We start from the raw sequence: 24,865 nt of genomic DNA, 5'->3' as shown, positions 1-24,865 counted from the left end.
GGGGTTGGCACGTCCGCGAAGGCAGCCGCGCATCCCCGGCGGAAACCCGCTATAGCCCCTCGCGCCCATGTCGCCCGCACCCCTGCCCAACCGCCGCGAAGAGTTCCGAGCGCTCTGGAAGCTCGCCCTGCCCGTCGCCATCGCGCAGGCGGGCCAGTCCATGATGAGCTTCGTGGACACGGCGGTGGTGAGCCGGGCGGGCACCGAGCCCCTGGCGGCCATGGGCGTGGCCACCGCCGTCTACTTCGCCGTCAGCAGCCTCGCCATGGGGTTGATGATGGGGATGGATCCGCTGATGTCGCAGGCCTTCGGGGCGCGCAACGCGACGCGCGCGCGGGCGCTCCTGTGGCAGGGCAGCTACCTGGCGCTGCTCGCGGGCAGCGTGCTGGCGTTGCCGATGGTGGTGGGGGTGCCCTGGCTGTTGCCCCTCTTCGGCGTGGGGGGCGGAGAGCTGCCCCTGGTGCAGGACTACCTCACCTGGCGCGCGCCCAGCCTGCCGTTGATGCTGCTCTTCATCAACACGCGCTCCTATCTGCAGGCGGCGGCGCTCACCCGGCCGCTGGTGGTGGCCACGGTGGTGGCCAACCTCTTCAACCTGGGCGCGGACATCCTCTTCGTCTTCGGCGGCGAGGTGCTGCCCGCGTGGTGCGGACCGCTGCGCCTGATTCCCGCCATGGGCGTGAAGGGCTCGGCCATCGCGACGCTGCTGTGCTGCGTGCTGCAGTGGGCCCTCATCGCGTGGGCGGTGCGCCAGATTCCGGTGTCCGGGGGCAGGCTCTCGGTGCGGCCGGTGCGCGCGGACATCCTCCAGGCCCTGCGGGTGGGCGTCCCCATCGGCCTGCACATCGCGGCGGAGGTGGGGGTGTTCTCGCTGGCGGGCCTGCTGGCGCGGCGGCTGGGGCCGGAGAGCATGAGCGCGCATCAGATCGCCATCTCCTACGCCAGCCTCTCGTTCACGGTGGCGCTGGGCATCGGCAACGCGGGCAGCGTGCGGGTGGGCTGGGCGGTGGGGGCGCGCAACACGCCGCTGGCACGGTTGAGCGGGCTGATGGCCTTCGGCGCGGGCGCGGGCTTCATGTCGGTGTGCGCGCTGGTGTTCGCCTTCTTCCCCGAGACGCTGGCGCACCTCATGGGCACGCCGTCCGAGGTGCTGCCCATGGTGGTGCCGGTGCTGATGGTGTGCGCCGTCTTCCAGATCTCCGATGGCATCCAGGGCGTGGGCGCGGGCGTGCTGCGCGGGGCGGGGGAGACGCGCTTCACCTTCCTGGCCAACGTGGTGGGGCACTACCTGGTGGGCCTGCCCGTGGCGCTGCTGCTGGGCTTCGGGTTGAAGCTGGGCGTGGTGGGCATCTGGTGGGGCCTGTGCGCGGGGCTCACCGCCGTGGCGCTCGCGCTCTTCTGGCGCTTCGAGCGCCAGAGCGCAGGTACCCTCCGGCCCCTGGAGGCGTGAGGGTGCGAAGGCTTCGAGGGTGGGTGTTCGGGCTCCTGCGGGTGGTGTCCAAGCCATGAGTGAGCAAGGTGCTCCACCGGACGCCGCGCCGCGTCCCCATGTCTATCTTCTCGATTATCTGATGCGCTTGCGGCAGCAGAAGACGCGGGGATTGTTGTTGGATATGGGGGAGATCAACGTCATCCGGATGGTGGCCTTCATTGATGGCTATCTTTCTTGCGAAGACGCCAACGGCATCAAGGATGAGGAGTATCGCTGTTTCTTCCAGTGGCTCCGTGAGGTGAAGCACGAATTGCCCACGGAAGGATGGGCCGCGAAGTACCTGCGCGATTGCGAGGGCGACCACGAGCGCGCCATCCGCAAGTTCCTCGACTTCGCCGCCGAGTTCGTCGCCCTGCGCGAGCGCGAGCGTCAGGGCTCCTGAGTCCCGCTCCTCTCCACGGCAGGTCGTGCTGGAGTATCGTGGCGCTGACAGTTGCGCCACGTCCGGCTCTCCTGCGGCTTTCAGGTGTGAAGGACGGACGTGCTACCCTTGCAGCATGCGAAGGCTTCGAGGATGGGTGTTCGGGCTCCTGCTGGTGGTGGGGGCCGCGTCCGGTCCCGTTCAGGCGGCCTCGCCCGCGTCGGTGGCCAGGATGGTCCAGGCCAGTGTGCTGGCCGCGAACACCATCCAGGTCAAGGTGCTGGCGTACCTGGCCCGTGGTGACGTCGCGGGTGCCATCGCGATGTACCAGCTGCAGACAGGGCAGGCGGCACCGGCGTGGTTGATGGACCTGCAGGTGGCCTACAACGTCGCGAATCAGGCGGCCGGTAGGTGCCAGCAGGTGGCCCGCCTCATCCATACCGCGTACAGCAAGCTGGGCCAGACGCCGCAATATGTGGCCATCAGGTCGCTGGGTAGAAAAGACTATATCGCCTTCGACATGGCGAACGGCAAAAGTCCTGGTATCACTTACAATGGCTATCACGTCATCGTCAAAATCGAGGACATGGTCTACGACGCTTATACAGGACCGGCCGGTATGAAATTGACGGAATATCTGTCCCGGCTTCATGCCGAAATGGGAGTCGACTGGAAGGTCGTGTCCTCACCATGAGTGGAGAAGGCATTGCGACGGGCCCGTCCGCGTATCGTCATGTGTATCTGCTCGACTACTTGATGCGCATGCGCGGTGCCATGCAGAAGGGGCTGCTGGCCATGTATCTGGGGGACATCGACGTCACCCGGATGGTGGCGTTTACCGATGGCTACCGCGCCTGCCAGAGCGCCAACGGTGTCGAGGACGAGGAGTACGGTCTCTTCCGTGACTGGCTCCGCGACGTGAAGCAGGAGTTCCCCACGGAGGGCTGGGCCGCGAAGTACCTGCGCGACTGCGACGGCGACCACGAGCGCGCCATCCGCAAGTTCCTCGACTTCGCCGCCGAGTTCGTCGCCCTGCGCGAGCGCGAGCGGCAGGGCTCCTGAGCCCCGCTCCTCACCACGGCAGGTAGTGCTGGAGCATCTCCCGCCACACCGGCCAGTCGTGCGTGCCTCCCCACCAGATGGCCAGGTGGTTGCTGATGTCCTTCGACCACAGCAGCTTCGACAGGTTCTCGTTCGAGGGGCGGCAGAAGTCGTGCTCGCCCACCGCCAGCACCATCTCCACCCGCCGCAGCGCCGCCAGCTGCGCCGCGTCCGACACCCCCGGCAGCCACTGCATGCACGAGTGGTAGTACACGCCGTCGTCCTGGTGGCCGTCGAGGAAGTCCTCCGTCTCGAACTTGCCTCCCATCGACACCAGCCGCCGGAAGGTGTTCGGGTGCCTCAGCCCGATGTTGTACGTGTGGAAGCCTCCGAAGCTGCACCCGCCCAGCGTCAGCCGCCCTCCCGTGCTGCGCGACATCAGCAGCGGCACCACCTCGTGCAACAGGTACTGCTCGTACGCCGCGTGCCTCGCCACCCGCTCTCTCGGGGGGATGGACGTGTTGAACCAGCTCTCCGCGTCCACCGAGTCCGCGCACACCACGACGTAGCGCCCCGCTTGAATCCGGTCGGCGATGGCCCCGATGAGCCCGAAGTCCTCCGCTTGATAGAAACGCCCCTTGCTGGTGGGCAGCAGCAGCACCGGCTCGCCCGAGTGCCCGAAGAGCAGCACCTCCATGTCCCGGCCCAGCCGGGAGCTGTACCAGCGGTGGTATTCGCGATTCATGCGCCTACCTTAGCCACCGTTCCCGGGCCGCGGACGGGCCTCGTGGGCCCGGCACCCGCGCGCCGCGCGACAGTGAACACCTGCGCCCGAGGCTAGAAGCGCAGCGTGGGGCCCAGCAGGATGCTGTGCAGCGGCTTGGCACACGCGTCGAGCGTCGGGCTCGCCGTGCTGTCCACCCGCACGTCACACCACTGCCACGCCGTGGAGGCCGTGATGCCCAGGTGCTCGCCCAGCCACGTGTCCAGCCCCAGGCGCACCGCCGTGCTCAACCCGGCGTGCAGCATCCGCCGCGGAGAGCCCAGGTCATCCAGCGTCAGCGGCGTCGAGCGGCTCTGCGCCACCCTCAGCCCCACCCATGGGTTCACCCCTCCGTCCCGGAGGAAGCGCAGCCGCATCTCCAGTCCCACCGACTGGTAGTCCAGTTGCAACTGCTGGCCATTGATGGTCGCTCCCCACGTCTCGGCACCTTCTCCTACCAGTCCGAGGGACAGCCCGAAGGGCGTCTCCACGCCCACGTAGAGCTGCAACGCACCACCCATGGCCCGGATGCCCGAGGTGTGATCGAGGACGAAGCCGGTGCTGGCCGAGGCGTAACCCCGCCAAGGCCCCGCTGCCGATGTCCCCGCCCACAGCGCCAACACCAGGCCTCCGAGACTCGCAACGTGTCGCATGCGGGGCGGAGTCTAGCGCAGACCCGCCCCGTCAGGTCTACCCATACGGTGGGTACGTTCCGCGGCGGGCGTTCGGCCGTGGACGCGAGCCGGGTAGAGTCCCACTCCATGTCCCTCTCTTTCGACGTGGCTGCTCGCTCGGTTCGCGATGCCCTCACCGGCGCCGGCCAGGGCCTGGTGGAGCGCGAGGCCATGGTGGAGCTCGTGGCGCTGTGCGCCGTGGCGGGCGAGCACCTGCTCGTCATCGGCCCGCCCGGCACCGCCAAGAGCGAGGCCGTGCGCCGCACCGCGCGGGCGCTCGGCGGCGGCTACTTCGAGTACCTCCTGGGCCGCTTCACCGAGCCCTCGGAAATCTTCGGCCCGGTGGACCTGCGCAAGCTGCGCGAGGGCCTCGTGGAGACGGAGACGGCCGGCATGCTGCCCGAGGCCGAGGTGGCCTTCCTCGACGAGGTGTTCCTCGGCTCCACCGCCATCCTCAACACGCTGCTGGGCCTGCTCAACGAGCGCGTCTTCCGACGAGGCCACACCCGCATGCGCTGCCCGCTGCGCGTGTGCGTGGGCGCCTCCAACGCCCTGCCCGAGGACGAGTCCCTCGCCGCCTTCGCGGACCGCTTCCTCGCGCGCACCTTCGTCGCGCCCGTGCCGGACCCGCGGCTGGAGGAACTGCTCGCGGGAGGCGCCTCGCTCTGGAAGGCCGAGGAGGCACGCACCGCGTCACTGGAGGCGCTGGATGTGCTGGCCCAGGCGGCGCGCGAGGCGGACCTCGGGCCGGTGCGCCCCCACCTGGCCCACGCGCTGCGCACCCTGCGCGGCGCGGGCATCGCCCTGAGCGATCGGCGCATGGTGAAGGCCCAGCGGCTGGTGGCCGCCGCCGCCGCGCTCGCCGGGCGCTCCACCCCGGGCCTGGCCGACCTGTGGCCCCTCATCTACGCCGTGCCCACCCAGGAGGCCCAGGCGCTCGCGCGGGATGTGCTGCGGGAGCTGCTCGCGCATTCCGAGAACCCGGCCCTGTCCGCCGCCGCCCTCGAGGCCAGCGCGGGTCCCCTGGCACGGGCCCAGCGAATCGCCCAGGCCGGGCGCACCGTGCTCGCCGCGAGGCCTGGGGATGGTGACGCCGAGGCGCTCGCCTCGTGGCGGCTGAAGCTGGAGGGCGTGGCGCGGGAGATGGACGCGGGCTTCGCCCCCGAGGCCCTCCCCGAGGAGCTGCGCGCCGTGCGCGAGGAGCTGCGTGCGGCCCTCGTGCAGGTGCCACGGACGGAAGCGGCCTGAGGGCCCGCGCTGAGGGCTTCAGGGCAGCGGGTTCTTGCCCGCGAAGGCCTTCAGCCAGGTGTGCTCGTCGTGAATCCGGGGGACGCAGGATTCTTCGTGCAGTGAGGCCAGGGGCCAGCGCTTGAAGCCCGAGCGCTTCAGCGCCTCCTCCCACCTGCCCAGATCCACCCAGAGGTCGATGCTCTCCATCCGCGTCGGGCTGTGACCCGTCAGCTCGGAGCCGTACACCTGCAGCAGCAGCGCCCGCTCCAGCTCCAGGCGCGAGTGCTGCTCGCGCATGCGGGCGCCCACCTCCCACAGCAGCCGACCCATCCACCGCCGCTCGTTCTCGTTGAGGTGGGCCGCGCTGGCCCGCGCGCGCCGCTGCAGCTCCTTGCCCAGCGACACGCCCTGGGCCCACGTGGCCAGCAGGAAGGCATGGTGGCCGGGCAGCAGCAACACGTCCTTCAGTGCCTCACGCATCTCCTGGAAGAAGAGTTCGCTGGCGGGTTGCTTCCACTCCAGGGAGACGAGCGGCTCGAGGGCCTCCAGGTCGCGGCGTTGGAAGGGCGCCTCGGGGGGACGCTCCGCGAGGAATGCGCGCAAGGCCAGTTGGAGGGTGGAGGCCGTGGAGCCGGTGAGCTGAGTGAGCCGCGTTTCCGCCTCGGGCAGCAGTTGCTGGCGCGCGGGTGACTCCGCTCCGAGCAGTGCCAGCCGCTCGCGCAGGGCCATGAGCAGGGGCACGGAGCCGCTGGCGCGCACCTCGCCGGGCCCCCAATCCAGGAAGCCGTCCTGCTCCGGGATGACGGTCAGCAATGGCAATCCCTGGGGACCCTTGAACGGCAGCTTCTCGTCATGCACCAGGGGGAGGAGGTCCGTATCTTCCAGGGGCTCGGGCAGCAGGGGACTCTTGCTGAAATCCGGACGCCCGAGCGCGACCCAGGACTCGAAGAAGGCATGCCGCCAATCCGGGGACTGCGAGCGGCGCTCGGCGAGCGCCAACAACAGGGCCGCCTCCGGCGTGTGCTTCACCTCGGGCCGCCGCAGGTCACGCCGCATCGCGTCCAGCGAGCCGTGCTCCAGGTAGAGACATGCCCGCATCAACCGGGCAGGCGCATTCGTCCTGTAGAGGGGGGGCTGGAGCAGATGGTTCAGGAAGGAGTACGCACCCCTGTAGCCGGCGAAACAGAGCCAGATGCGCTGCTGCGACAGAGCCTCCCAGGGGTTCTCGTCCGCGCTTACCTGTTCTTCCGTACCGAACCCATCCAGGGCGAACTGGCTGCCGGCTGCCGCGGCGGACACCAGCCCCAGGGCTCCCAGCAGCAGACGGCGGCGAGACCAGCGATTGCCTGTCCCTTTCGCTACCATGGAGGGCTGTTCGCTCCCGGGTTCCGCCTCGCCGTCCTCGCGCTTCGTCATGGTGACCTCCATGGTAGCCTCTACACTGCATACCGCAAGAAGTGGGTCCGTGCGGCTGCTGGTACTCCTGGCCGTGCTCCAGGCGGGGTGTCTGTCGGAGACGGAGGAGGCGGTGCTCGGAATTGAGTGCGGCCCACGAGACCTGACTCCGGAGTGCTGTCTCAAGAAGAATCCCGGTCAGTGGGAGCGCTGCACCGGCTCGTCCGAGCTGGCGCGGGTCGCGGAGGCGGCCGCCGGGACGGTGGGGCGCGCTCCCTCGTTGGCGGTCAAGACCGCCGCCGCTGGCATGGCGGGAGTGATGGTGACGGCCGTGCACATCGGCTCCGCCGAGCGCCGGGGCGTGGCGCTGGCGACGGATCTGCTCAAGAAGGTCGAGGAGGAGATCGTGCGGTGCGTGCGCCAGGCGGATCGGGAGGTCAATGCGTACCACTTCGGTGGGAAGAGCCCGACGCGGGAGCAGTGCCAGGAGGTGAAGGTGGGGGAGCGCACGACGTGGGCCGCCTACCTGGGACTCTTCAAGCACGAGACGGCCTGGCCGTGTCTGCGCGAGGCGCTCGATAAGCTGTTGAAGGGGAAATACCTGCTCCACCCGCGCTTCTACGTTGATCCGCGGACGGGCGAGTGGGTGCACATGCCCGAGGACATGATGAGCCAGATCGTGGCGAGGGAGGGCTGGTCGGGTCTGCGCGGAACCATCGAGCCGGACATCGTCCTGCTGGACGCGAACGGCGTCGTCATCCATGCGTACGACCTCAAGTTCCCGTGCCCGGAGAGCAATGGCACTTATTGGGGCAGGTACGTGGATGGACCCTGGAGGTATTGGTCACAGGGCGAGCTTTATGAAAAAGCCCTCCAGGTGCCACTGAGGCTCGTTTCCCCACAAGAGGGAGTTGTCCCGGACATGGAGTAGGATGAACGGCACATTCATGCGCTACCCCAGGTTGCGGTACCACAATGAGCGTAGTTGGCTGAGCGCAAGCGATGCCTTGCTCATCTGCTTCTACATACCTCAGCCCAACGAGCAGATCGCTCCCGCTGTCATCCGCACCGTGGAACTCTTCCGGAACCAGATACGGCCCTATCAGCTCGTCTGGAACGACACGGGGGAAGGACAGGCTGAGCCGCTCGACGACGTTTCCTGGGAAAGAAGCCGTAGGAAAATCCTGGATGCGGAGCCTGGCGAGGGTGGGTTCCTCGGATTGTCGAGCCATACCCATCGGGTGGATGACCTCCTCGTGGACTATCGGGGGCTGTCCCCTGTTCCCCTGCCCTGGCCCGAGCGGAAGGATGACGTCTGTGTCCTGTACCTGCGCCTGCCCACGGCTTATCTGGAGGAGCGGGGACCGGAGCACGTCCATGCGCTCGCCCGCGAGCTGGCGGCCGAGCTTCCCTTCTCCTCGGGCTACGTGGATTTCGTCCTCTGCTCATCCAGTCTTCATGCGGTCGCGGCCCTCGAACTCATCCGCTCGCGCTACCCGGGTGTCCATCTGACCTCGAGCGGCGCCACCATGTACGTGGGCACCCGGGTGGAGGGCGTGCACTGGATGAACTTCCTCGGGCAGCCAGTGCTCGGTGAGCTCGGTGGCGTATCCGGTCTGCGCGAGCGTCTGTCGCTTCCAGACATTTCCCTCCAGGAGATGAGCGGGGACCGGGTGCTCATCACCCTGGGGGAGCGGCCGGAAGTGGGGGATGTGGAGGCGGACCAGCGGCTTGCTCCTCACCGCGCGCTCGCCCGGGTTCTCGAGCCCGTCCTCTACCGGCGCAAGTCCATGTTCGGCCACAAGGTCCCCGAGGAACTGCTGCGCTGGGACCGCCGCTTCCTGGAGTGACGATCCGCCTCCCGGGCGCCATGAGGTAGGCTCCGGCTCGTGGTGAGCCCGTCGTCGACCCCAGACCCGCGCTTCTCTCCCTCCTGGAGTCCCCGGACCTCGCCGCTGCCCGCGCTCGCGGTGGCGGGCGTGGGGCCGGTGGCGCTCGCGCTCGCGCGGCGGGTGCTGGCCGCCGAGGATTCGGAGCTCGCCCGGTGGAGCGGTGTGGCCGGGCCCGGTGTGCTGGTGCTGCTGGGCGACACCGAGTCCCTTCCATGGGTGGAGGGCGTCGTCTACCTCGGGCGCGACACGGCCGCCCCCGCGCTGCTGCTGCCGTGCACGCTCGCTCCGGACGTGGCTCCCGCGCTGCTCGAGCGCGCGCTCGTTGCCCGCGCCCAGGGGAGCACTCCGCTCGCCGTGCTGCCCCGCACCGCGCACCTCGTGCCCGTGGGTGCCGCGCGTCCCGTCTCCCGTGACACCGTGCGCGCCTGGCTCGCGACGCAGGAGGGTGCATGAGCGACCTGCCCGAGTCTCTGCGTCCCTGGGCCGCGCAGCTGTCCCTTTTTCCCGAGGACCTGGCGCTCAGCCTGGGCGCCCACGTGGCGCGGTTGGCCGCGGCGCTCGGCCCGATGCGCGCGCGCAACGAGATGACGGGCGGTGAGCCCCAGGGCTACGACGGCCTCACCCGCCGCGGCTCCCCCGAGCGGCTGCTCATGAGCGAGTGGTTGATGGCCCTGGAGGCCCCGGACGAGTTCGTACGCCGCGCGGCCTTCGGCGAGCAGGCCTTCCTCCGTCCCGCCTTTCGCCAGCCCCAGGGGGGGCGCCGCACCGTGGCCCTGCTGGACGCCGGGCCGGATCAGCTCGGCGCGCCCCGCATCGCGCACATGGCCCTGCTGGTGGCGCTCGCCCGGCGTGCCGAGTCCGTGGGCGCGGCCTTCGCCTGGGGCGTGCTCCAGTCCCCTCCCCGGAAGCAGCCCTTCTCCTCTGTCGACGCCGCCTCCATCGGCCAGTGGTTGAAGGCCGGCACCGCCGCGCCTCCCCTGCCGGCGCAGCTCACCGCGTGGCGCGAGACGCTCGAGTTGGGGCGAGCTCCCGAGGACGTGTGGCTGGTGGGCAGTGCGCGGCTGGCGCGGTTGTCAGGGGCCGAGGGCCTGTCCCTCGTGGCCGTGGACGAGGTGGTGGCGCCCGGTGTCCGGCGGCTCTCCGTGGAGGTGCGGCCCGCGTCCCGGCCGCCGCGTCAGGTGGTGCTGGAGCTGCCTTCCGCGCCCCAGTGCGTGCGGCTGCTGCGCGACCCCTTCGTCACCGCCGTCGCCGCTCCCGTGCGCGACACCCGCACCAGTCCCGTGCACTCCATCCACTTCTCCGCGGATGGCTTGCGACTGCTGATGACGCATGCGAACGGCGCCGCCTCGGCGCAGGTGCTGCCTCAATCCCCGCGCGACACGGTGCCCAGGCCCAAGCGCTTCCATCCTCCCCCCGGCGAGCGGGTGGTGGCCCTGGGCTGGCGCCGCTCCGGCGGGTTGCTCGTGGTGACGTGGCACGGGGAGAAGCGCGTGCTGTGCGTGCATGGCCCTCTGCGCGGGCACTCCACGGGCCGCGACTCGACCATTCTCCTGAGCGCCCTGCCCGAGACGCTGCGCTCCTCGCTGGTCCTCGGAGCCCCGCTGCTGGCCCTGTCCATGGTGCGTGAGGGCCGCGAGGTTCCCCTCGTGCTGGACTCCTCGCGCTCGCTCCATCAGCTCGCCTCGGGCGAGCGCCTCGCCGCGCCGCTCCGCCAGGGTGTCAGCGCGCTCCTCGAGCGCCGGGGCGGCCTCTTCTTCGTGGACCGGGATCGGTGGGAGGACCGGGCCACGTCGGCGCCGCGCACCGGGTGCATCACGCCCAAGACGTTCGATGGATGGTCGCGGACGCTGCCCGTCGAGGGGACGGGCGCGGCGTTCTTCGGCCATATGCGGGACTCCTCGAGGCATACGCCGGGGCCTCCGCTCGCCATCCGTCACAAGCCGGGCCAGTGGTGGGTGACGCGGGACTCCAACGATGAGCAGAAGGGGGAGTGGGTGTCCGTCGCTTCCGGCCTGAGCGTGGTGGGGCTCTGCTGCTGGCCGGTGGATACGCCGCTGCCGGGCCTGGTGGTGCTCGGGGAGGACCAGCGCACCTTCTACCGGGTGACCGGAGACGGGGCCTCCGAGCTCCTGGTGACGGCGTCGGCCCGCGTCACCTCCAGTGGTGTCAGTCCCGCACTGCCCCTGTTGGCCTGGATGACGGACAAAGGCGAGGTCTGCGCCTGGAGCTTCCAGCACCGCGCCCTCGTCTACCGCGCCACGCCGGGAGGAACGACATGAGACCCGCGCGCTCGCCGCGGCCCCGCGTCCATGTCCACCGTGGCTCCGTGGAGGGGGTGGCGCTCTGGTTCGACCCGGTGCTGACAGGCGAGGCCGAGGTGCGCCGGCGCGTGCTGGCCGCGTGGACGCCCGGCGCGGGCGTGTATGCGCTCGAAGGGGGCTTCCTGCTGCGGCTGCCGGCCCCACGCCGCATGGAGTGCGCCGAGGCACCGGGCCTGCCCTTCACCCTGGAGGACGGTGTCCTGCTCTCCGCGCCCCTCTCGCCCTCCGAGCGCGAGCGGCTCGCCCCCTCCTCGGGGAGCGCCGTGCTGGTGCGCGCGGGGACGGCGCGGGTGCATCCGCTCGAGCCCTCGCGGCGGGTGGATGTGTCGGCGTGGCTCGACGTGTCCCACTTCGACGTGGTGCCCATGGAGGGCCTGGGCGCGCCACCGCCGCCCGTGGCCACGCTCGCGCCCGTCGAGGCACCTCCGCGCGACCGCTTCGGCGTCGGACCTCCCGCTTCCGAGGCCGAGGCGATGCGGGCTCGTCTGGAGGGCCGGCCCGTGCCCCAGCGGCCCGGCGCGGCCACCGTGAACGCGGGACCCGCCGCGCGCGCGACGCTGTTCGACCGGCTGCGGTCCTGGTGGAACGAGCCCCCGCCTCCCCAGGGGCCGGGACTGTTCTCCCGGCTCGCCGAGTGGTTCGCCCGCTCCACGCCGTTGGGCTCGCTGCTGGGCCAGCGCAAGGCGGAGTACGTGCGGCGGCTCTTCGACCTCTTCGACGAGGGCAACCTCCAGGAGGCGCTGCGCTACGCCATCCCGCTGGACAAGGGGGCGCCGACGGAGCACACGCGGGTGTCGCTCGGGTTGCCGGGCCCCCGGGAGCACCTCTCCATCCAACCGCGCCGGGGTGGAGCGGCCAGCGTCTTCGGTGGCGGCGCGCAAGTCTACGATGCGTTGCGCGAGCGCTACCGCGAGGCCTTCCGGAAGCTGGAGCGCGAGGGACGCATCGAGGAGGCGTCCTTCGTCCTCGCCGAGCTGCTGCACGAGAACGAGGAGGCCGTCTCCTTCCTGGAGAAGCACGGCCGCCTCCGGCTGGCGGCGGAGCTGGCCGAGGGGCGCAAGCTGGCGCCGGGGCTGGTGGTGCGGCAGTGGCTGCTGGCCAAGGACGTGGCGAGGGCGGTGGACATCGCCCGGCGCGCGGGCGCCTTCGCGGACGCGGTGCTGCGGCTGGAGCGCTCGCACCCGGCGGAGGCCCGGGTCCTGCGGTTGCTCTGGGGCGAGGTGCTCGCGCAGTCGGGCGACTACGCGCGCGCGGTGGAGGTGGTGTGGCCGGTGGAGGACGCGCGGCGGCTCACCCACGCGTGGCTGGAGCGGGGCGTGGAGGCGGGTGGTGTCTCGGGCGCGCGGCTGCTGGCGCGCATGCTGTCGGTGCTTCCCGAGCGCTTCGACACGGTCCGGACGCGGGCGCTCGCGCTGCTCGACTCGGAGGACGCCGAGGGCGCTCCGGCCCGTCAGGCCTTCACCGAGGCGCTGGCGCGCGAGGTGGACAGGGCGAAGGAGGCGGCGATGCCGGGCCAGGTGCTCCTGCGCCCCGCCGTGCGTGCCCTGTTGAGGGACCGGGCGGCCGGCCACCTGCGCCCGACGCCCCGCGAGCTGGAGCGTCTGGTGTTGCTGACGGGAGACACGGCGCTGCGGGCGGACCTGCCCTCGTTGCCGTCCCTGCCCGAGCGCGGGGGCTTCCCGGCGGAAGCGGCGCCCCACGTCTTCGGCGCGGCGGAGGGCGGGCCCTGGCCCATCCACGACGCGGTGCCCTTGTCCGGAGGGCGGCTGCTGGTGGCGCTCGGCGAGGCGGGGGCGCGGCTCGTCACGAGGGACGGCCGGTGCGTGGCGCACTTCGACGTGCCCGCCTTCTCGCTGGTGCTCTCGGTGCACGAGGACCGGGCCCTGGCGCTCGCGCCGCGCGGGGAGCTCAAGCGCCTCTCCCGGTTGGACCTCGTCCAGCGCCGCGCCGAGCCCTGGTGCGACACGCGCGTGGACGCCTTCGCCCCGGTGTACGACGGGAGCCTGTGGTTCTTCGCCGTGGAGCACACGGTGATGGCGGTGGATGCGCTCGCCGCCGAGCCGCGGGCGCTGTGGCGGGTGCCGCAACTGGGCGGGCAGGTGCTGGAGGTGGCGGTGGGCGTGGCCGAGCTGAGCTTCGTCACCTTCAACGCGGCGGGGGAGCTCGAGCGCTGGACCTGCTCGGTGCCGGATCCCACGTTGCGCTCGCGCCAGGTGATGCCTCGCAAGCTGGAGTCGCTGCGTCACCTCTCGCTCGAGGGGGACGGCTCGCTGGTGGCGCTCGACGAGGACGAAATCCGGTGGATGGACTCCTACAGGGCGCCTCCGGTGCGGCCGCCCCTGCTGCCCTGGAATGCGCTGAGGACACTGGTGCTCGGCGGGCCGCACATGGTGGCGGTGGAGCCCACGCCGGTGGGCGAGCGGGTGTGGCTGCTGGAGCGGAAGGAGGGCACGGTGCGCGCGCGGTTCCTCTTCGAGGGGGACGCGCCGGTGTCGGTGCGCTTCCTCCATGCGGAGCTGCTGCTCTTCGACTCCGCGGGCCGGCTGGCCCGGGTGGACCTGTCACGCGGCGAGGTACGGCGGGTGGTGCTGCGCTGAACGCACGCGCGCCGTTCCCCCCACACATACCTGCCCACCAGGTGACAGATTCCGGGCTCGTGAGGCACTCCGCCCACCGCCGTTTCTTGCCGTCTGAGGTTCTTGTGCACACCGTAGGGGCATGGCCCTTCAGTTCACTCTGTCGCAGCAGGTGGCGCGCCTTCTGTCGGGCTGTCCCGCGACCGTGAGGGGCCGCGTCCTGCGCGAGCTGTCCCAGCGGCTCTCGGGCTCCCAGCCGCCCCCGCGCCGGGGGCTGGAGGTGGGAGTGCTGCGCCTGCCCTCGGGCTTCCAGGTCAGCTACCGGCTGGACCGGGAGCGCCAGCGGGTGGAGATGCTCGACCTGGCCGGCGCGCCCGGCTAGCAGCGCCGCGTTGCTTCCTTCAGGAAGTGGCGCAGCGTGTTCAGGTCCACCGGCTTGGGCACGGCACCGAGGATGCCCTCGGGCAGCGGGTGGGCATCCCCCGCGCCGGACACCACCACCACCGGGAGCGAGCGCAGCGCGGGGTCCTCGCGCACGTGCCGCATCAGCTCCCAGCCGCTCATCACCGGCATCATCAAATCCAACACCATCACCGCGGGCCGGGGCTCGCCCCGCAGCCGCTCGAGCGCCTGCAGTCCGTGCTCCGCCACGTCCACCTCATAGCCGAGTGCTTCGAGGAACTCGGCGAGCAACTCCCGGCTGTCCGCATGGTCCTCCACGACGAGGACGCGGTTGCGCACTTCGCTCATTGTCCTCCTGGCCTTCCTTCTCGAGCGCGGGCCATAGCACGACCCCACCCCGAGGGCCGGAAAGACGCTTGCGTCCGGTTCCGCCAGGGTTGGCTCCTGGACCGATGGCGCACCTCCGGGGACCGGAAAAACCGCCCGGCGTGGCGGGTTGGGCCCGAATCGTTCGACGTGGGACATCCAGGGTCCTCGGCGAAGACGAAAACCAGGTCCCATGTCCGGAGCAGGATGTGAATGGTCACCCCGTCACCTGTCGGCTCCAGCGCGGGAGACGACCTGTGGCGTTCGGTTCACCTCTGGGGGCGGTGGCCGGGGGAGCCCTGAGGCGCGCTGCCCCAACCTCTCGTTCCGGCGAGCACTATTAGGGTCCCAGATTTTCGCGACTACCCATCCTGTCCTGTCGCGGGCGGCCTCTCCGGCTCTAAGCAGACGGCCTGATGGGTCGCCTGCGCGAGAGTCAGAAAACCACCATGGGACAACCGTCGACCGGCAAGCTGGCAGCGAACGTGGGAGAGATCGCGCGCGAGGCGCGGATACGTTCGGGGCTGACGCAGGCCGACGTGGCGGAGCGGGTGGGGCTGGCGACGGAGGTGTACGGGCGGCTGGAGCGGGGACGGATGTTGCCCAGCGTGCCCTCGCTGCGGCGGTTGTGCATCGCGTTGCGGACGCCCTCGGACACCTTCCTGGGCCTCAACACGGGCGAGGTGGCCACCTGGGTGGCCGAGTCCTCCCCGCCCGAGTACGAGGAGGTGCCCGAGCTGCGCCGCCTCATGCGCACGCTGCGCAAGCTGGACGCCTCGCAGCTCAAGTTGATTGGCCTCGTGGCCGCGGCGCTGCAGAAACGTTGACCGCTGGCGGGCAGGCGGGCCCCTCCGTGGTTGTCAGGGCTTGTCTTACCCCGGGCGGGCTGGCGTCATGGGCGCCTTCCCCTGCACGGACGGGTGGACATGGCGAGCGAGCAGCGGCGTGTGAAGGCGGAGTGGACGGCCCGTGCGGCCCTGGTCCTGGCGCTGCTGGCGGGGTGGCTTCCGCTCGCGCCGGCTCGGGCGCAGGCGCCCACCACGCCGCCCGGCCTGCAGAGCCTCCCGGACGCGCCCCTGGCCGCCCCCGACGCGGGCCTGGTGCCCACCGAGGTGGACGTGCGGCGCGCCGAGGACGGCTTCGCGCTGCGGGGCACGGACGGAGGCACGCAGCCTGGCTTCGAGGCGCCCACGCTGGTGGCGGACGCGCCCGCGCGCTACCCCGAGGCGCTCGCCGCCCACCCGGTGGCGGGCACGGTGCGGCTGGAGCTGCTGGTGGACGAGGAGGGCGCGGTGGCCGAGGGGCGGCTCCTCCAGGGCCTGCACCCGCTGCTGGACGAGGCCGCCCTGCACGCCGCGCCCGGCCTGCGCTTCCTCCCCGCGAAGGTGGACGGAGCGCCGGTGCCGGTGCGGCTGCACTTCGAGTACCGCTTCGAGGCTCCCCAGCCGGTGGCCGAGGCCGGCACGCCCCAGGCACCCGTCACGTTGCGTGGGTTGATTCGGGCCAAGGGCAACCGCAAGCCGCTGGCGGGGGCCGTGCTCGTGTCGAGCGCCGCGCCGGACATGGCGGTGGAGACGGGGCCGGACGGACGCTTCGAGGCGCGCCTGCCCCCGGGCCGGCAGTCGGTGCGCATCAACGCTCCGGGCCACAAACCCGGCTTCTTCCTGGAGGAGGTGCGCCAGGGCGAGGCGCTCGAGGTGGTGTACGGCCTGGAGCCGCTGGTGGTGAATCCCTACGAGACGGTGGTGCGCGGAGACCGCGAGCGCACCGAGGTGTCCCGCGTCACGCTGCAGGACGCCGAGCTGCGGGAGATTCCCGGCACCATGGGAGACCCCTTCCGGGTGATGATGTTGATGCCCGGCGTGGGCAGCATGCTCTCGGGCATCTCGTACCCGGTGGTGCGCGGCAGCCAGCCGGCCGCCACGGGTTACTTCCTCGACGGCATCCGCGTCCCCATCCTCTTCCACCTCTTCCTCGGGCCGGCCGTCATCCACCCGGACTTCATCGACTCCATCGACTTCTTTCCGGGCAACCCGTCCCCGCAGTACGGACGGCTCACCGGTGGCGCGGTGGAAGGGAGGCTGACGCGGCCTCGCGATGACCGGCTGCACGGCAGCGCCTACGCGGACCTCATCAACGCGGGCCTCTTCCTCGAGTACCCCTTCCAGTCCACCGGCACCCACGTCTCGGTGGCCGGGCGCATCTCGTACACGCCGTGGCTGATTGCCCTGGCGGCCAACGCGGTGCAGCCGCCCGGTGCCAGCAGCTCGAAGCTGGTGCTGGACTTCTACGACTACCAGGCGCGCGTCGAGCAGGAGGTGGGGCCGGGCCGGTTGCGCCTCTTCGCCTTCGGCTCCTCGGACACCTTCGGCACCCAGGCGACGAGCGACGACGGCACCACCGCGCTGCAGTCCGTGCTCTTCCACCGTGTGGACCTGCGCTACCGCCACCCCGTGGGCGGCGGCGAGCTGGAGGGCGGCGTCACCTGGGGGTTGGACCGGTTCGCGCTCGGCAGTGAGAGCGCCTCCACCGGCGGCACCACCCTCGACATCGACCAGAGCAGCGTCACCGCGCGCCTGGGCTACCAGCGCAGGTTCGGCGAGGCCTTCTCGCTGCGCAGCGGGCTGGACGTGGACAACAAGCGCGCGGTCGTCTCGCTGCTGCAGCGCACCGCCTCTCCCACGGGCGGACCGTTCCAGGAGCTGAGCGTGGAGCTGCCGTTGGCGATCGCCACCTTCAGTGGCTTCTGGGCGGAGCTGCAGTGGGAGGAGAAGGACTCGCCATGGACGGTGGTGCCCGGCCTGCGCGTGGACAACTACCACCTGTCCGGCGGCATCAACCATGTCGTGGTGGAGCCTCGCCTCACCGCGCGCCGGAGGCTGGGCGAGCAGCTTACCCTCAAGGGCGGCGTGGGCCTCTACCACCAGGCGCCCACCACGCTCATCAGCCTGCCCGTCGTGGACATCGCGGCGTTGGACCAGGGACTGCAGCAGGCGCTGCAGGTGTCGGCGGGCGTGGAGTACAAGAACCTGTGGGGCTTCGACGTGAGCCTGGATGGGTACGTCAACCCGATGCTGCGCACGGTGGAGCTGACGCCCTTCGGCAACGAGGAGGCGCCCATCCAGACGCCGGACGTGCCCGATGGGATTGGAGACCCGAGGGACCCGAGGAATCCGGTGCCCTCGCCCGGGCCCGGCGGCCGGCGCGTGGTGCGGGGCATGGCGCAGGAGCAGATTCCCGTGCCGGACATCGGGTTGCCGGACGTGAGCAGCCGGGGCCTGTCGTACGGCCTGGAGCTGCTCATCCGCCGGCCACTGGGGGGCAACTGGTTCGGCTGGCTGTCGTACTCGCTGCAGCGCAGCACGCGGCACGTGCGCTTCACCCGCTTCAACGACCAGGACGTGCCAGTGGGCCAGGACGAGGCGGATCTGCCCTACGTCTTCGACCAGACGCACGTGGCCAACCTGGTGCTCAGCTACAAGTTCGCCAACAACTTCACGGTGGGCGGGGTGCTGCACTTCAACACCGGCCGTCCCGAGTCGGGCAACCTCACCAGCCGCACGATGACGGAGGGAACGGACAGCCTCGGCCAGCCGCGCTGGGTGCGGGTGGACCGGGACAAGGTGGACCGGCTGCCACCCTTCTTCCGCTTCGACCTGCGCCTGTCCAAGGCCTGGGCCTACGACACCTTCACGCTCGAGGCCTACCTGGACATGCTCAACGTCACCATCAGCCAGGAGGTCATCGCCTTCGACTACGCGGGGGGCATCGGTTTCCCCCTGGAGAAGCGCCCGACGGGCGTGCCCATCGTGCTGCCCATCCTCGGCCTCAAGGGCCGCTATTGATCCAGCACGTCACCGAGGCGGGTGGCGTTCAGGGCACGATCGAACCACTGGTCGAGGAGTGCCAGGTCCCTGCACATCAGGATGCGCTGCCGGGACTGCTCGTCGAGGGGGATGCCCCGCACGGTGAGAATCCGTACCACGTCCTGGGCGCGCCCCCTCTTCAGTCCCCGCTCAACGAGTTGCTCGCCATAGCTTCGCATCAGCTCCTCCGCTTGCTGCTCATCCATCACGGAATGTAACACCTGCCCCGTGGCCTGACGGCTGCGCTTGTCCCCGATCCAGATGAGGTAACGGATGGCCACGCGCAGATGTTCGGTACCCTCGGGAGCCGCCTGTACTTGCGCCAACAAGGCCGTCCACTCCGGGAGACGGTCCGCCAACTCCCCGGTACGCCCATAGCGCAGGACGAGCCACGCCAGCCGGGCCAGCGGCGGGCCAGGACGCGCCATCAGCGAGTACGCGGAATCCTCTATCCGGACAATGCGCGCCAGGTCATGGCCGACACCGGGAGGGTCATGGCATACTGTTTTTCCGCACCGTCCTCCGGGGCTTCCCAGCGCCTGTCCCAGGTGGAGGTGGAGGTGGGGGGATTTCATGACGTCATCCTGGGTTCCAGAGCCCGAGCTCGCGTGGCAGCTCCATGCCGAGTGTCCGGATGCATGCATCCTCTTCCAGCCCGTGCGGGACGAGGCCGGCGTGCTGCTCGACTTCCAGGGCACGGCCCTCAATCCGGCCGCCGGGGCGTTGGTGAACGGCCTGGGCCCCTCCCTGTCCACATGGAATGGCGTGCTGCGCGGTCTGCCGGAGCGCAGTGCCCTGGGCCGGGTGCTGGAGACGGGCACCCCGCTGTCCTTCGAGGTGTACGGCCCGCTGGACGGCACGGAGCGCTGGTTCCGGGCCCGGGCGCTGAAGCGGGGGGAGGGCTTCTCGCTGTGGCTCACCGACATCACCGAGCTCTCCTCGGAGCGGCATGCGCTGCGCGAGGAGCTGGGGAAGGAGCGGGCCGCGCGCGCCCGGGAGGAGCACCTGCGGTTGGCGCTGGAGACGGCGCGGATGGTGACGTGGGAGTGGTCGGAGGCCCGGCTCACCCTCCACTGGTCCCCCAACGCGGAGGCCTTCTTCGGCCATCCACCCGGAGGGCTGGGCGACACCATGGAGTCCTTCCTGGAGCGGGTGAGCCCCAACGAGCGGACGCGCGTGGCCGAGGCCTTCCTGCGGGGGCTGTGCGACGAGGGCCCCTACACCTTCCAGTTCCGCGCGCCCTGGCCGGACGGCACCCAGCGCTGCTACGAGCTGGTGGGACAGGCGTTCCGCGAGCAGGGCCGGCCCACGCGGATGCTCGGCGTGGTGATGGACTGCACCGAGCGCGAGCAGTCTCAAGCCGCGCTGCGCGAGGCCGAGGAGCGCTACCGGCTGGTCTCCTGGGCCACCAATGACGTGGTGTGGGACTGGAACCCCGACGGCGAGCACATCCACTGGGGGGAGTCGAGCCGCACGGTGCTCGGCTACGCGCCCGAGGAGATGGGCGGCATGTCCTGGTGGGAGCAGCAGCTGCACCCCGATGACCGGGCGCTGGTGCTGCGCAGTCTCGAGCACGTGCTGCGCTCCGGCGGCGAGTCGTGGATGGCCGAGTACCGCTTCCGGCGCAAGGACGGCACCTACGTGCACGTGCTGGACCGGGGGCTGGTGGCCCGGGATGCCCAGGGGCGCCCGTCGCGGATGATCGGCTCGATGATGGACATCACCGAGCGCAAGCGCGCGGTGGAGCGGATGCAGGAGGAGGCGCAGTTCCGCGAGCGCTTCATCGGCATTCTCGGGCATGATCTGCGCAACCCGCTCAACGCCATCATGCTGTCGGCGCGGCAGTTGCGGCGGCGCGGCGCCATGTCCCCGATGCAGCAGCAGCTGGCCCAGCGCATCGAGACGAGCGCGGCGCGCATGGGGAACATGATCTCCGACATCCTCGACCTGACGCGGGCGCGGCTGTCCGGGGGCATCCCCCTGCACCTGTCACCCACGAGCCTGCCCTCGGTGTGCCGGCAGGTGGTGGAGGAGCTATCGGTGGCGCACCCGGGGCGCGACATCCTCGTGCAGGCCGAGGGCGCGGGAGAGGGCATCTGGGATCCGGAGCGGCTGGCCCAGGTGGTGAGCAACCTGGTGGGCAACGCGCTGGAGCATGGCGAGCGCGAGGGGCCCGTCTTCGTGCGCTGCCGGGACGACGCCGACCAGCAGGTGCTGGAGATCTCCAACCCGGGCACGCCCATTCCGGGCCACCTGCTGGCCACGCTGTTCGATCCCTTCCGTCAGGGGGGCACGATGCGGAGCGGGCGGGGCAGCGGACTGGGGCTGGGGCTCTTCATCGTCCGCGAGCTCGTCGAGGCCCATGGAGGCCAGGTGTCGGTGCGCTCCACGGAGGACGAGGGGACGACGTTCACGGTGGTGCTGCCCCGGGACGCGCGAGGCTCGGCCCGGGACACCGGCGGCGACGCCCTCCCGGAGGAGGCGCACACCGGATGAGGCCCGGGCCGGGACTCAGGCGTGGGCGCTGGACGTCTCGACGTGGCGCAGGGTGAAGAAGGCCACCTCGGGGGAGGTGCCGCGGCGCAGGTAGGGCCCGCCGAAGCCGAAGCCCAGCCCCATGTTCACGTACAGCTGGTTGCCGCGCACGTGGTAGTGGCCCTGGATGTAGGGCTGGCCCGCGCGGCGGAAGAGGGCCTCGGTGAGGCCGCGCACCACGAACTGGCCCCCGTGCGTGTGCCCGGAGAACTGCACCAGGTTGCCATTGGGCGGCAGCTTGTCGATGGTGGGCGGCGCGTGCGTGAGCACCAGGCGCGTGCCCGACTCGGGCGCGCCCCGGAACGTCGTCTCCACGTCGTCGCGGTGCGTGCGCCCATCGTCGATGCCCAGCACCGTCAGCGGCGCCCCGCGCAGGTGCACCACCCGGTGCTCGTTCTGCAGCACCGTGTAGCCCAGCCGCTCGAAGCCCGTGCGCAGGTAGTGCGCGTCCACCCAGTGGTCATGGTTGCCCAGCACCGCGAACACCGGGCTGGAGAAGCCGGCCAGCAGCTCGATGACGCGCGGCAGCGGCTTGGGGCTGTGCGTGACGTAGTCGCCCGTGAGGAACACCAGGTCCGGGTTGCGCGCGTTCACCTCGGCCACCGCGCGGCGGATGCGCACCGCCGACGTCGCCTGGCCCACGTGGATGTCCGACAGGTGCGCGATGCGCAGCCCGTCGTGCTCCCGGTGCATCCCCGGCACGTGCAGCACGTTCTCCGACAGCGTGAAGTGGTCCCTCCACCTCAGCCGCGCGTCCGGCCGCAGCGGATCCGGCCCGATGGCCTTCAGCTCGTTCCGCTTCATGTGGTTCCGGTGCGGCCCGGACGCGGGGGCGGAGACCGCCTGGGCGGTCTGGGGAGCGGAACGTCGGCGGGCGAGTCTCAAGGCCATGAATTTCCTTCCGTCGGCGGGGAACGGCTCGAATTGTAGAGGACACCGGCCACGGACGACGAGGCCCTGCCCCGGGTTCGCCTGCCCGGTCTCCAGCCGATGTCAGCGGGCGGAAGGTCAAGGCCGGGACGTCTCCAAAAATTCCGGGCCGCCGGCATCCCGCCCGGCGGCCCGGTGATGGAACGGGCTTCCTCAGTGGCCGCGGAGGACCGTGAGGCCCTTGTTGGTGAGCACGTACAGCATCGCCGGCTTCACGGTGGGGTCATACAGCAACTGCTTCACCACCACACCGTCGATGCCCTCGACGTGCGACACGCCCTTCTGTCCTTCCATGCGCCAGAGCCCGAAGCCCTCGGTGCCGATGAAGAGCGAGCCATCATCCGTGGCCGCCAGCGAGGTGAGCCGGTCGGTGGGCAGCCCCGCGACCTTGGTGCCATGGGCCTCGGAGCGGCGCGCGATGCTCATCTTCCACAGGCCGTATTCCTTGCTCGCCAGGTAGTAGAGCCCGTCCTGGGTCTGCTGGATGCCGCGCCAGGAGTCCATCTCGGGCTCGGCGTTGACCTCGGGGAGGAAGGAGTTGAGCTTCTCCGGGTTGAGCGTCTGGCTGGTCTTGTCCCAATCCGCCAGCAGCTCCGAGGGCGTCACCACGCCGATGCTCCACTCGTTGCCGATGAGCACGTCGCCGTTGGGCGCGATGCCCAGCGCGTACGTGTAGCCGGCCATCTGCGTCAGGCCGCCGTCCGGCTTGGGCTTGAACCACACCGGGTGCCGGTGGCTGTTGTAGACGGTGCCCTGGATGCGCGTCACGCCGTGGTTGGTGCCGATGTACACCTGACCGCGATGCTTGCCGCGCATCACCCTGGTGCAGCTGAGCACCGAACGGTCCTCGTCGAAGTGGTGGTCGTTCGTGTTGCGGATGCCGATGTCCTGCGGCCCGTTGCCGCGCGCCGAGCGGCTCAGGTGCGTCTCCAGCGCCACGCTGCCATCCGGCTGCAGCTTCACCACGTCCAGGTCACCCTTCTGGTACTCCTGGTAGCGCACCGGATCGAACCGCGTGGGGTCCGGATCATTGTAGTTGGGGAAGTTGCTCCCATCCGGGCTGTAGATGAAGGCGCTGTCCAGCTCGTACGTGTGGTAGCCCACGTAGGCGCGGCCCGCGCTGCCTCCGCAGATGACGGTGGAGCCGAGGGCCAGCTTGTCGGGCCCGAAGCCCGGCGCCGCCTGGCCCACGCCGCTCGTCCACCGCGGCGAGCTGTCCCCGGGCCGCAGCACGCCGATGCGGTCCCCGTCGAGCAGCCAGAGGTTGTACGCGTCGTCCACCGCCACCGCCCGCACGTCCCCGAGTCCGTAGCGGCTCGAGTAGTTCACCACCGGCTCGTTGGGCCAGGGCCCCTCCGTCACCACCGGATCCGTGGGACCGGGGTCGAGGGGGCCCGGGTCCACGGGAGGGGGCTCCGTGGGGCCCGGGTCCACGGGAGCGGGCGGCTCGGTGACGGGGGGCTCCGTGACGGGAGGCGGCTGCCCGGCCTGCGGAGGCGGCTCCTCGGACCGCGTCGGGTTCTCATCCCCTCCCGGGGTGCGCGGCTCCTCCGCCGTGTTGCCGCAACCCCACGCCACCATCGCTCCCACCGCCCACGCCCCCAACAGTCTGCGCATGACCTCTCCCGCCTCCTCGGGCCTCGTCTCCGGACGAGTCTCGAAATACTCCGGGGAGAGCAATCGCCGTACCCGCGAGGGTGAGGCGCCGCGGGGGAACGCGCGTGCCGCGGGCGGTGCCACGGAGGGAAGCGGATTCCCCCTCGCGTTCCCCGCCAGGCCAGGGAGGGGGCGGAAAACGGCCGGGCCCGCTTCCCAGCGAGGGAAACGGGCCCGGCTCGTGTCCTGGGGGTGTCCGAGGGGAGTGTCCCAGCGGTTACCCTACTTGTTGCTCTTCTTGACCCCCTTGGGGCTCGTGGCGTGGATCTCCACCGCGACGGGCTCCTGGCCCTCGAGCTGGAACTTCGCGCGCACCTGGGCGCCCTCGGGGATGGCGCCGATCTCCACCTTCTTGCCGTCCAGCATCACCTTCGTCTGGTCACGCACGTCCAGGTTGGCGTCGGGCAGGCCCTGGCGCGCCAGGGTGATGCCCTCCTTCGCCTCGCCCTTGACGGTGCCATTGACGGAGAACGCCTTGTCCGCCTTGAAGGTGCCGTCCTTGTTGGTGTCGAGCCCCACCTTGGCTTCCGCCTTCTTCACGGTGTCCTTGATGGCCGGAGCGACCTCGGTGGCGTCCAGGCCCGTCTTGACGCGGCTCGTGTCGTTCTTCTGGTTCTCCTCCACGGCCTGGGTGTTCTTCTGGGCCTGGGTGTCGTCCGCCTGCGCCAGGGCAGCCGTGCTCAGCGTGAAGACCAGTGCGGCCAGCAGCTTCTTCATGATGACCCCTCCATTGCATGTGGGATACCTGCCGCGAAACGGTGGTACCCGGAGGGGCCGGCGCCAACCCGGCGCCACTCCGGACGAGGCGTGCAGTCCGGAGGGCAGGCAGGCGGGAAGGCGGGGAGGGGCCGGGAGGGGAGGGCGGCGCTAGACGCAGCGGTCACACAGGCCGCGCAGCTGGATGTCCACCGAGCGGGCGGCCACGGACCTGGGTGCTCCCTTGGTCGACGTGAGGCGGACGGACTCGGAGGGCAGGCAGGCCACGGAGCCGCAGTCGGTGCACGTGAAGTGCGGGTGCGTGCCCTGGTGGGTCTTTTCCTCGCGCTTGAGCTCGAAGCGCCAGACGTGGTCCCCGAGGTCCGCCCGCATCACCAGCCCGGCCTCGGTGAGGTCCGTGAGGTTGCGGTAGATGGTGACGCGGTCGTAGCCCTCCTCTCCCAGCGCCTCCACCAGATCGGCGTGGCTCAAGGGGGAGGTGGCGGTTTCCAATTCGCGCAGCACGGCGACTCGGGGCGAGGTGCTGCGCAGCCCCGCGGCGCGCAGACGATCCTGGTACTCGGTCAGCTTCGGCTGGGTTGCGTTCTTCCTGGCAGCCATTTCCATCCGCATAACCCAACTCCTCGAAAGTTGCATCTCACTTGCTAC

At 70.7% G+C, this 24,865-nt stretch carries 23 protein-coding genes; 14 read left to right on the top strand and 9 right to left on the bottom strand.

Features of this window, described 5'->3' with window-relative positions:
- The first annotated feature begins 67 nt into the window (after positions 1 to 67).
- From VFZ09_RS28765 to VFZ09_RS28750, 4 genes are all read left to right on the top strand, one after another.
- Entirely contained in the window at positions 68 to 1,450 is a 1,383-nt protein-coding gene (locus VFZ09_RS28765; protein ID WP_329730892.1) for an MATE family efflux transporter, read from the top strand.
- Positions 1,451 to 1,505: 55 nt separating this feature from the next.
- On the top strand, positions 1,506 to 1,874 hold the full coding sequence (locus tag VFZ09_RS28760) for a hypothetical protein (RefSeq protein ID WP_329730891.1): 369 nt from the start codon (positions 1,506 to 1,508) through the stop codon (positions 1,872 to 1,874).
- A 136-nt stretch (positions 1,875 to 2,010) separates the two neighbouring features.
- The gene (locus VFZ09_RS28755) at positions 2,011 to 2,547 is read left to right on the top strand and encodes a hypothetical protein (protein WP_329730890.1); all 537 of its coding nucleotides are present in this window, start codon (positions 2,011 to 2,013) and stop codon (positions 2,545 to 2,547) included.
- Positions 2,544 to 2,915: a hypothetical protein gene (locus VFZ09_RS28750; RefSeq protein ID WP_329730889.1), complete on the top strand. Its 372-nt coding sequence runs from the start codon at positions 2,544 to 2,546 to the stop codon at positions 2,913 to 2,915. The genes VFZ09_RS28755 and VFZ09_RS28750 overlap by 4 nt, the downstream gene beginning before the upstream one ends.
- Before the next feature lie 10 nt (positions 2,916 to 2,925).
- Here VFZ09_RS28750 and VFZ09_RS28745 read toward each other — a convergent pair whose 3' ends face one another.
- Positions 2,926 to 3,639, bottom strand: coding sequence for an esterase family protein (locus VFZ09_RS28745; protein ID WP_329730888.1), 714 nt, complete (start codon positions 3,637 to 3,639; stop codon positions 2,926 to 2,928).
- Between the two features lie 92 nt (positions 3,640 to 3,731).
- Positions 3,732 to 4,310: a hypothetical protein gene (locus VFZ09_RS28740; protein ID WP_329730887.1), complete on the bottom strand. Its 579-nt coding sequence runs from the start codon at positions 4,308 to 4,310 to the stop codon at positions 3,732 to 3,734.
- Between the two features lie 108 nt (positions 4,311 to 4,418).
- Here VFZ09_RS28740 and VFZ09_RS28735 point away from each other — a divergent pair, with 108 nt between their 5' ends.
- Positions 4,419 to 5,579: an AAA family ATPase gene (locus VFZ09_RS28735; protein ID WP_329730886.1), complete on the top strand. Its 1,161-nt coding sequence runs from the start codon at positions 4,419 to 4,421 to the stop codon at positions 5,577 to 5,579.
- A gap of 18 nt (positions 5,580 to 5,597) precedes the next feature.
- On the opposite strand, the gene VFZ09_RS28730 is transcribed toward VFZ09_RS28735, so the two are convergent.
- Positions 5,598 to 6,977, bottom strand: a complete 1,380-nt coding sequence (locus VFZ09_RS28730) for a hypothetical protein (protein ID WP_329730885.1) — start codon at positions 6,975 to 6,977, stop codon at positions 5,598 to 5,600.
- A 49-nt stretch (positions 6,978 to 7,026) separates the two neighbouring features.
- Between VFZ09_RS28730 and VFZ09_RS28725 the strand changes: the two genes are divergently transcribed.
- From VFZ09_RS28725 to VFZ09_RS28700, 6 genes are all read left to right on the top strand, one after another.
- Positions 7,027 to 7,887: a hypothetical protein gene (locus VFZ09_RS28725; protein WP_329730884.1), complete on the top strand. Its 861-nt coding sequence runs from the start codon at positions 7,027 to 7,029 to the stop codon at positions 7,885 to 7,887.
- A 1-nt stretch (position 7,888) separates the two neighbouring features.
- Entirely contained in the window at positions 7,889 to 8,806 is a 918-nt protein-coding gene (locus VFZ09_RS28720) for a type VI immunity family protein (protein WP_329730883.1), read from the top strand.
- 42 nt (positions 8,807 to 8,848) lie between these two features.
- On the top strand, positions 8,849 to 9,301 hold the full coding sequence (locus tag VFZ09_RS28715) for a hypothetical protein (protein ID WP_329730882.1): 453 nt from the start codon (positions 8,849 to 8,851) through the stop codon (positions 9,299 to 9,301).
- Positions 9,298 to 11,127 (top strand): hypothetical protein, encoded by a 1,830-nt coding sequence (locus tag VFZ09_RS28710; RefSeq protein ID WP_329730881.1) that lies wholly within the window; start codon positions 9,298 to 9,300, stop codon positions 11,125 to 11,127. Before VFZ09_RS28715 ends, VFZ09_RS28710 begins: the two co-directional genes overlap by 4 nt.
- Positions 11,124 to 13,766: a bpX6 domain-containing protein gene (locus tag VFZ09_RS28705; RefSeq protein ID WP_329730880.1), complete on the top strand. Its 2,643-nt coding sequence runs from the start codon at positions 11,124 to 11,126 to the stop codon at positions 13,764 to 13,766. The genes VFZ09_RS28710 and VFZ09_RS28705 overlap by 4 nt, the downstream gene beginning before the upstream one ends.
- A gap of 121 nt (positions 13,767 to 13,887) precedes the next feature.
- On the top strand, positions 13,888 to 14,127 hold the full coding sequence (locus VFZ09_RS28700) for a hypothetical protein (RefSeq protein WP_329730879.1): 240 nt from the start codon (positions 13,888 to 13,890) through the stop codon (positions 14,125 to 14,127).
- Here the strand turns inward: VFZ09_RS28700 and VFZ09_RS28695 are convergent.
- The gene (locus VFZ09_RS28695) at positions 14,124 to 14,495 is read right to left on the bottom strand and encodes a response regulator (protein WP_329730878.1); all 372 of its coding nucleotides are present in this window, start codon (positions 14,493 to 14,495) and stop codon (positions 14,124 to 14,126) included. The genes VFZ09_RS28700 and VFZ09_RS28695 overlap by 4 nt on opposite strands.
- A 467-nt stretch (positions 14,496 to 14,962) precedes the next feature.
- On the opposite strand from VFZ09_RS28695, the gene VFZ09_RS28690 reads away from it, so the two are divergent.
- Complete coding sequence (locus VFZ09_RS28690; RefSeq protein ID WP_329730877.1) at positions 14,963 to 15,340, top strand: helix-turn-helix transcriptional regulator; 378 nt, start codon at positions 14,963 to 14,965, stop codon at positions 15,338 to 15,340.
- 99 nt (positions 15,341 to 15,439) lie between these two features.
- Positions 15,440 to 18,358 carry a TonB family protein gene (locus tag VFZ09_RS28685; protein WP_329730876.1) on the top strand — a complete coding sequence of 973 codons (2,919 nt, stop codon included), beginning with the start codon at positions 15,440 to 15,442 and terminating at the stop codon, positions 18,356 to 18,358.
- On the opposite strand, the gene VFZ09_RS28680 is transcribed toward VFZ09_RS28685, so the two are convergent.
- Positions 18,352 to 18,954 carry a hypothetical protein gene (locus VFZ09_RS28680; RefSeq protein WP_329730875.1) on the bottom strand — a complete coding sequence of 201 codons (603 nt, stop codon included), beginning with the start codon at positions 18,952 to 18,954 and terminating at the stop codon, positions 18,352 to 18,354. The genes VFZ09_RS28685 and VFZ09_RS28680 overlap by 7 nt on opposite strands.
- Between VFZ09_RS28680 and VFZ09_RS28675 the strand changes: the two genes are divergently transcribed.
- Positions 18,953 to 20,875 (top strand): PAS domain-containing sensor histidine kinase, encoded by a 1,923-nt coding sequence (locus tag VFZ09_RS28675; protein ID WP_329730874.1) that lies wholly within the window; start codon positions 18,953 to 18,955, stop codon positions 20,873 to 20,875. The genes VFZ09_RS28680 and VFZ09_RS28675 overlap by 2 nt on opposite strands.
- Positions 20,876 to 20,890: 15 nt before the next feature.
- Here VFZ09_RS28675 and VFZ09_RS28670 read toward each other — a convergent pair whose 3' ends face one another.
- The 4 genes from VFZ09_RS28670 to VFZ09_RS28655 form a co-directional block, all read right to left on the bottom strand.
- Positions 20,891 to 21,805 (bottom strand): metallophosphoesterase, encoded by a 915-nt coding sequence (locus tag VFZ09_RS28670; protein WP_329730873.1) that lies wholly within the window; start codon positions 21,803 to 21,805, stop codon positions 20,891 to 20,893.
- A gap of 192 nt (positions 21,806 to 21,997) precedes the next feature.
- Entirely contained in the window at positions 21,998 to 23,461 is a 1,464-nt protein-coding gene (locus tag VFZ09_RS28665) for a hypothetical protein (RefSeq protein WP_329730872.1), read from the bottom strand.
- 261 nt (positions 23,462 to 23,722) lie between these two features.
- On the bottom strand, positions 23,723 to 24,217 hold the full coding sequence (locus tag VFZ09_RS28660; RefSeq protein ID WP_329730871.1) for a hypothetical protein: 495 nt from the start codon (positions 24,215 to 24,217) through the stop codon (positions 23,723 to 23,725).
- A 150-nt stretch (positions 24,218 to 24,367) separates the two neighbouring features.
- Entirely contained in the window at positions 24,368 to 24,817 is a 450-nt protein-coding gene (locus VFZ09_RS28655; RefSeq protein ID WP_329730900.1) for a Fur family transcriptional regulator, read from the bottom strand.
- Positions 24,818 to 24,865: the final 48 nt, after the last annotated feature.

Source organism: Archangium sp. (assembly GCF_036277355.1).
In the GTDB taxonomy this organism is placed as follows: Bacteria; Myxococcota; Myxococcia; order Myxococcales; family Myxococcaceae; genus Archangium.
The sequence above is the reverse complement of the archived record's forward strand: the minus strand, read 5'-3'. Positions and strand labels throughout refer to the sequence as shown.

Coding starts and splice junctions, on each gene's coding strand:
- VFZ09_RS28765 (WP_329730892.1), top strand. CDS start 68: ATGTCGCCCGCACCCCTGCCCAACCGCCGCGAAGAGTTCCGAGCGCTC.
- VFZ09_RS28760 (WP_329730891.1), top strand. CDS start 1,506: ATGAGTGAGCAAGGTGCTCCACCGGACGCCGCGCCGCGTCCCCATGTC.
- VFZ09_RS28750 (WP_329730889.1), top strand. CDS start 2,544: ATGAGTGGAGAAGGCATTGCGACGGGCCCGTCCGCGTATCGTCATGTG.
- VFZ09_RS28745 (WP_329730888.1), bottom strand. CDS start 3,639: ATGAATCGCGAATACCACCGCTGGTACAGCTCCCGGCTGGGCCGGGAC.
- VFZ09_RS28740 (WP_329730887.1), bottom strand. CDS start 4,310: ATGCGACACGTTGCGAGTCTCGGAGGCCTGGTGTTGGCGCTGTGGGCG.
- VFZ09_RS28735 (WP_329730886.1), top strand. CDS start 4,419: ATGTCCCTCTCTTTCGACGTGGCTGCTCGCTCGGTTCGCGATGCCCTC.
- VFZ09_RS28730 (WP_329730885.1), bottom strand. CDS start 6,977: ATGACGAAGCGCGAGGACGGCGAGGCGGAACCCGGGAGCGAACAGCCC.
- VFZ09_RS28720 (WP_329730883.1), top strand. CDS start 7,889: ATGAACGGCACATTCATGCGCTACCCCAGGTTGCGGTACCACAATGAG.
- VFZ09_RS28710 (WP_329730881.1), top strand. CDS start 9,298: ATGAGCGACCTGCCCGAGTCTCTGCGTCCCTGGGCCGCGCAGCTGTCC.
- VFZ09_RS28705 (WP_329730880.1), top strand. CDS start 11,124: ATGAGACCCGCGCGCTCGCCGCGGCCCCGCGTCCATGTCCACCGTGGC.
- VFZ09_RS28700 (WP_329730879.1), top strand. CDS start 13,888: ATGGCCCTTCAGTTCACTCTGTCGCAGCAGGTGGCGCGCCTTCTGTCG.
- VFZ09_RS28695 (WP_329730878.1), bottom strand. CDS start 14,495: ATGAGCGAAGTGCGCAACCGCGTCCTCGTCGTGGAGGACCATGCGGAC.
- VFZ09_RS28690 (WP_329730877.1), top strand. CDS start 14,963: ATGGGACAACCGTCGACCGGCAAGCTGGCAGCGAACGTGGGAGAGATC.
- VFZ09_RS28685 (WP_329730876.1), top strand. CDS start 15,440: ATGGCGAGCGAGCAGCGGCGTGTGAAGGCGGAGTGGACGGCCCGTGCG.
- VFZ09_RS28675 (WP_329730874.1), top strand. CDS start 18,953: ATGACGTCATCCTGGGTTCCAGAGCCCGAGCTCGCGTGGCAGCTCCAT.
- VFZ09_RS28680 (WP_329730875.1), bottom strand. CDS start 18,954: ATGAAATCCCCCCACCTCCACCTCCACCTGGGACAGGCGCTGGGAAGC.
- VFZ09_RS28670 (WP_329730873.1), bottom strand. CDS start 21,805: ATGGCCTTGAGACTCGCCCGCCGACGTTCCGCTCCCCAGACCGCCCAG.
- VFZ09_RS28665 (WP_329730872.1), bottom strand. CDS start 23,461: ATGCGCAGACTGTTGGGGGCGTGGGCGGTGGGAGCGATGGTGGCGTGG.
- VFZ09_RS28660 (WP_329730871.1), bottom strand. CDS start 24,217: ATGAAGAAGCTGCTGGCCGCACTGGTCTTCACGCTGAGCACGGCTGCC.
- VFZ09_RS28655 (WP_329730900.1), bottom strand. CDS start 24,817: ATGGCTGCCAGGAAGAACGCAACCCAGCCGAAGCTGACCGAGTACCAG.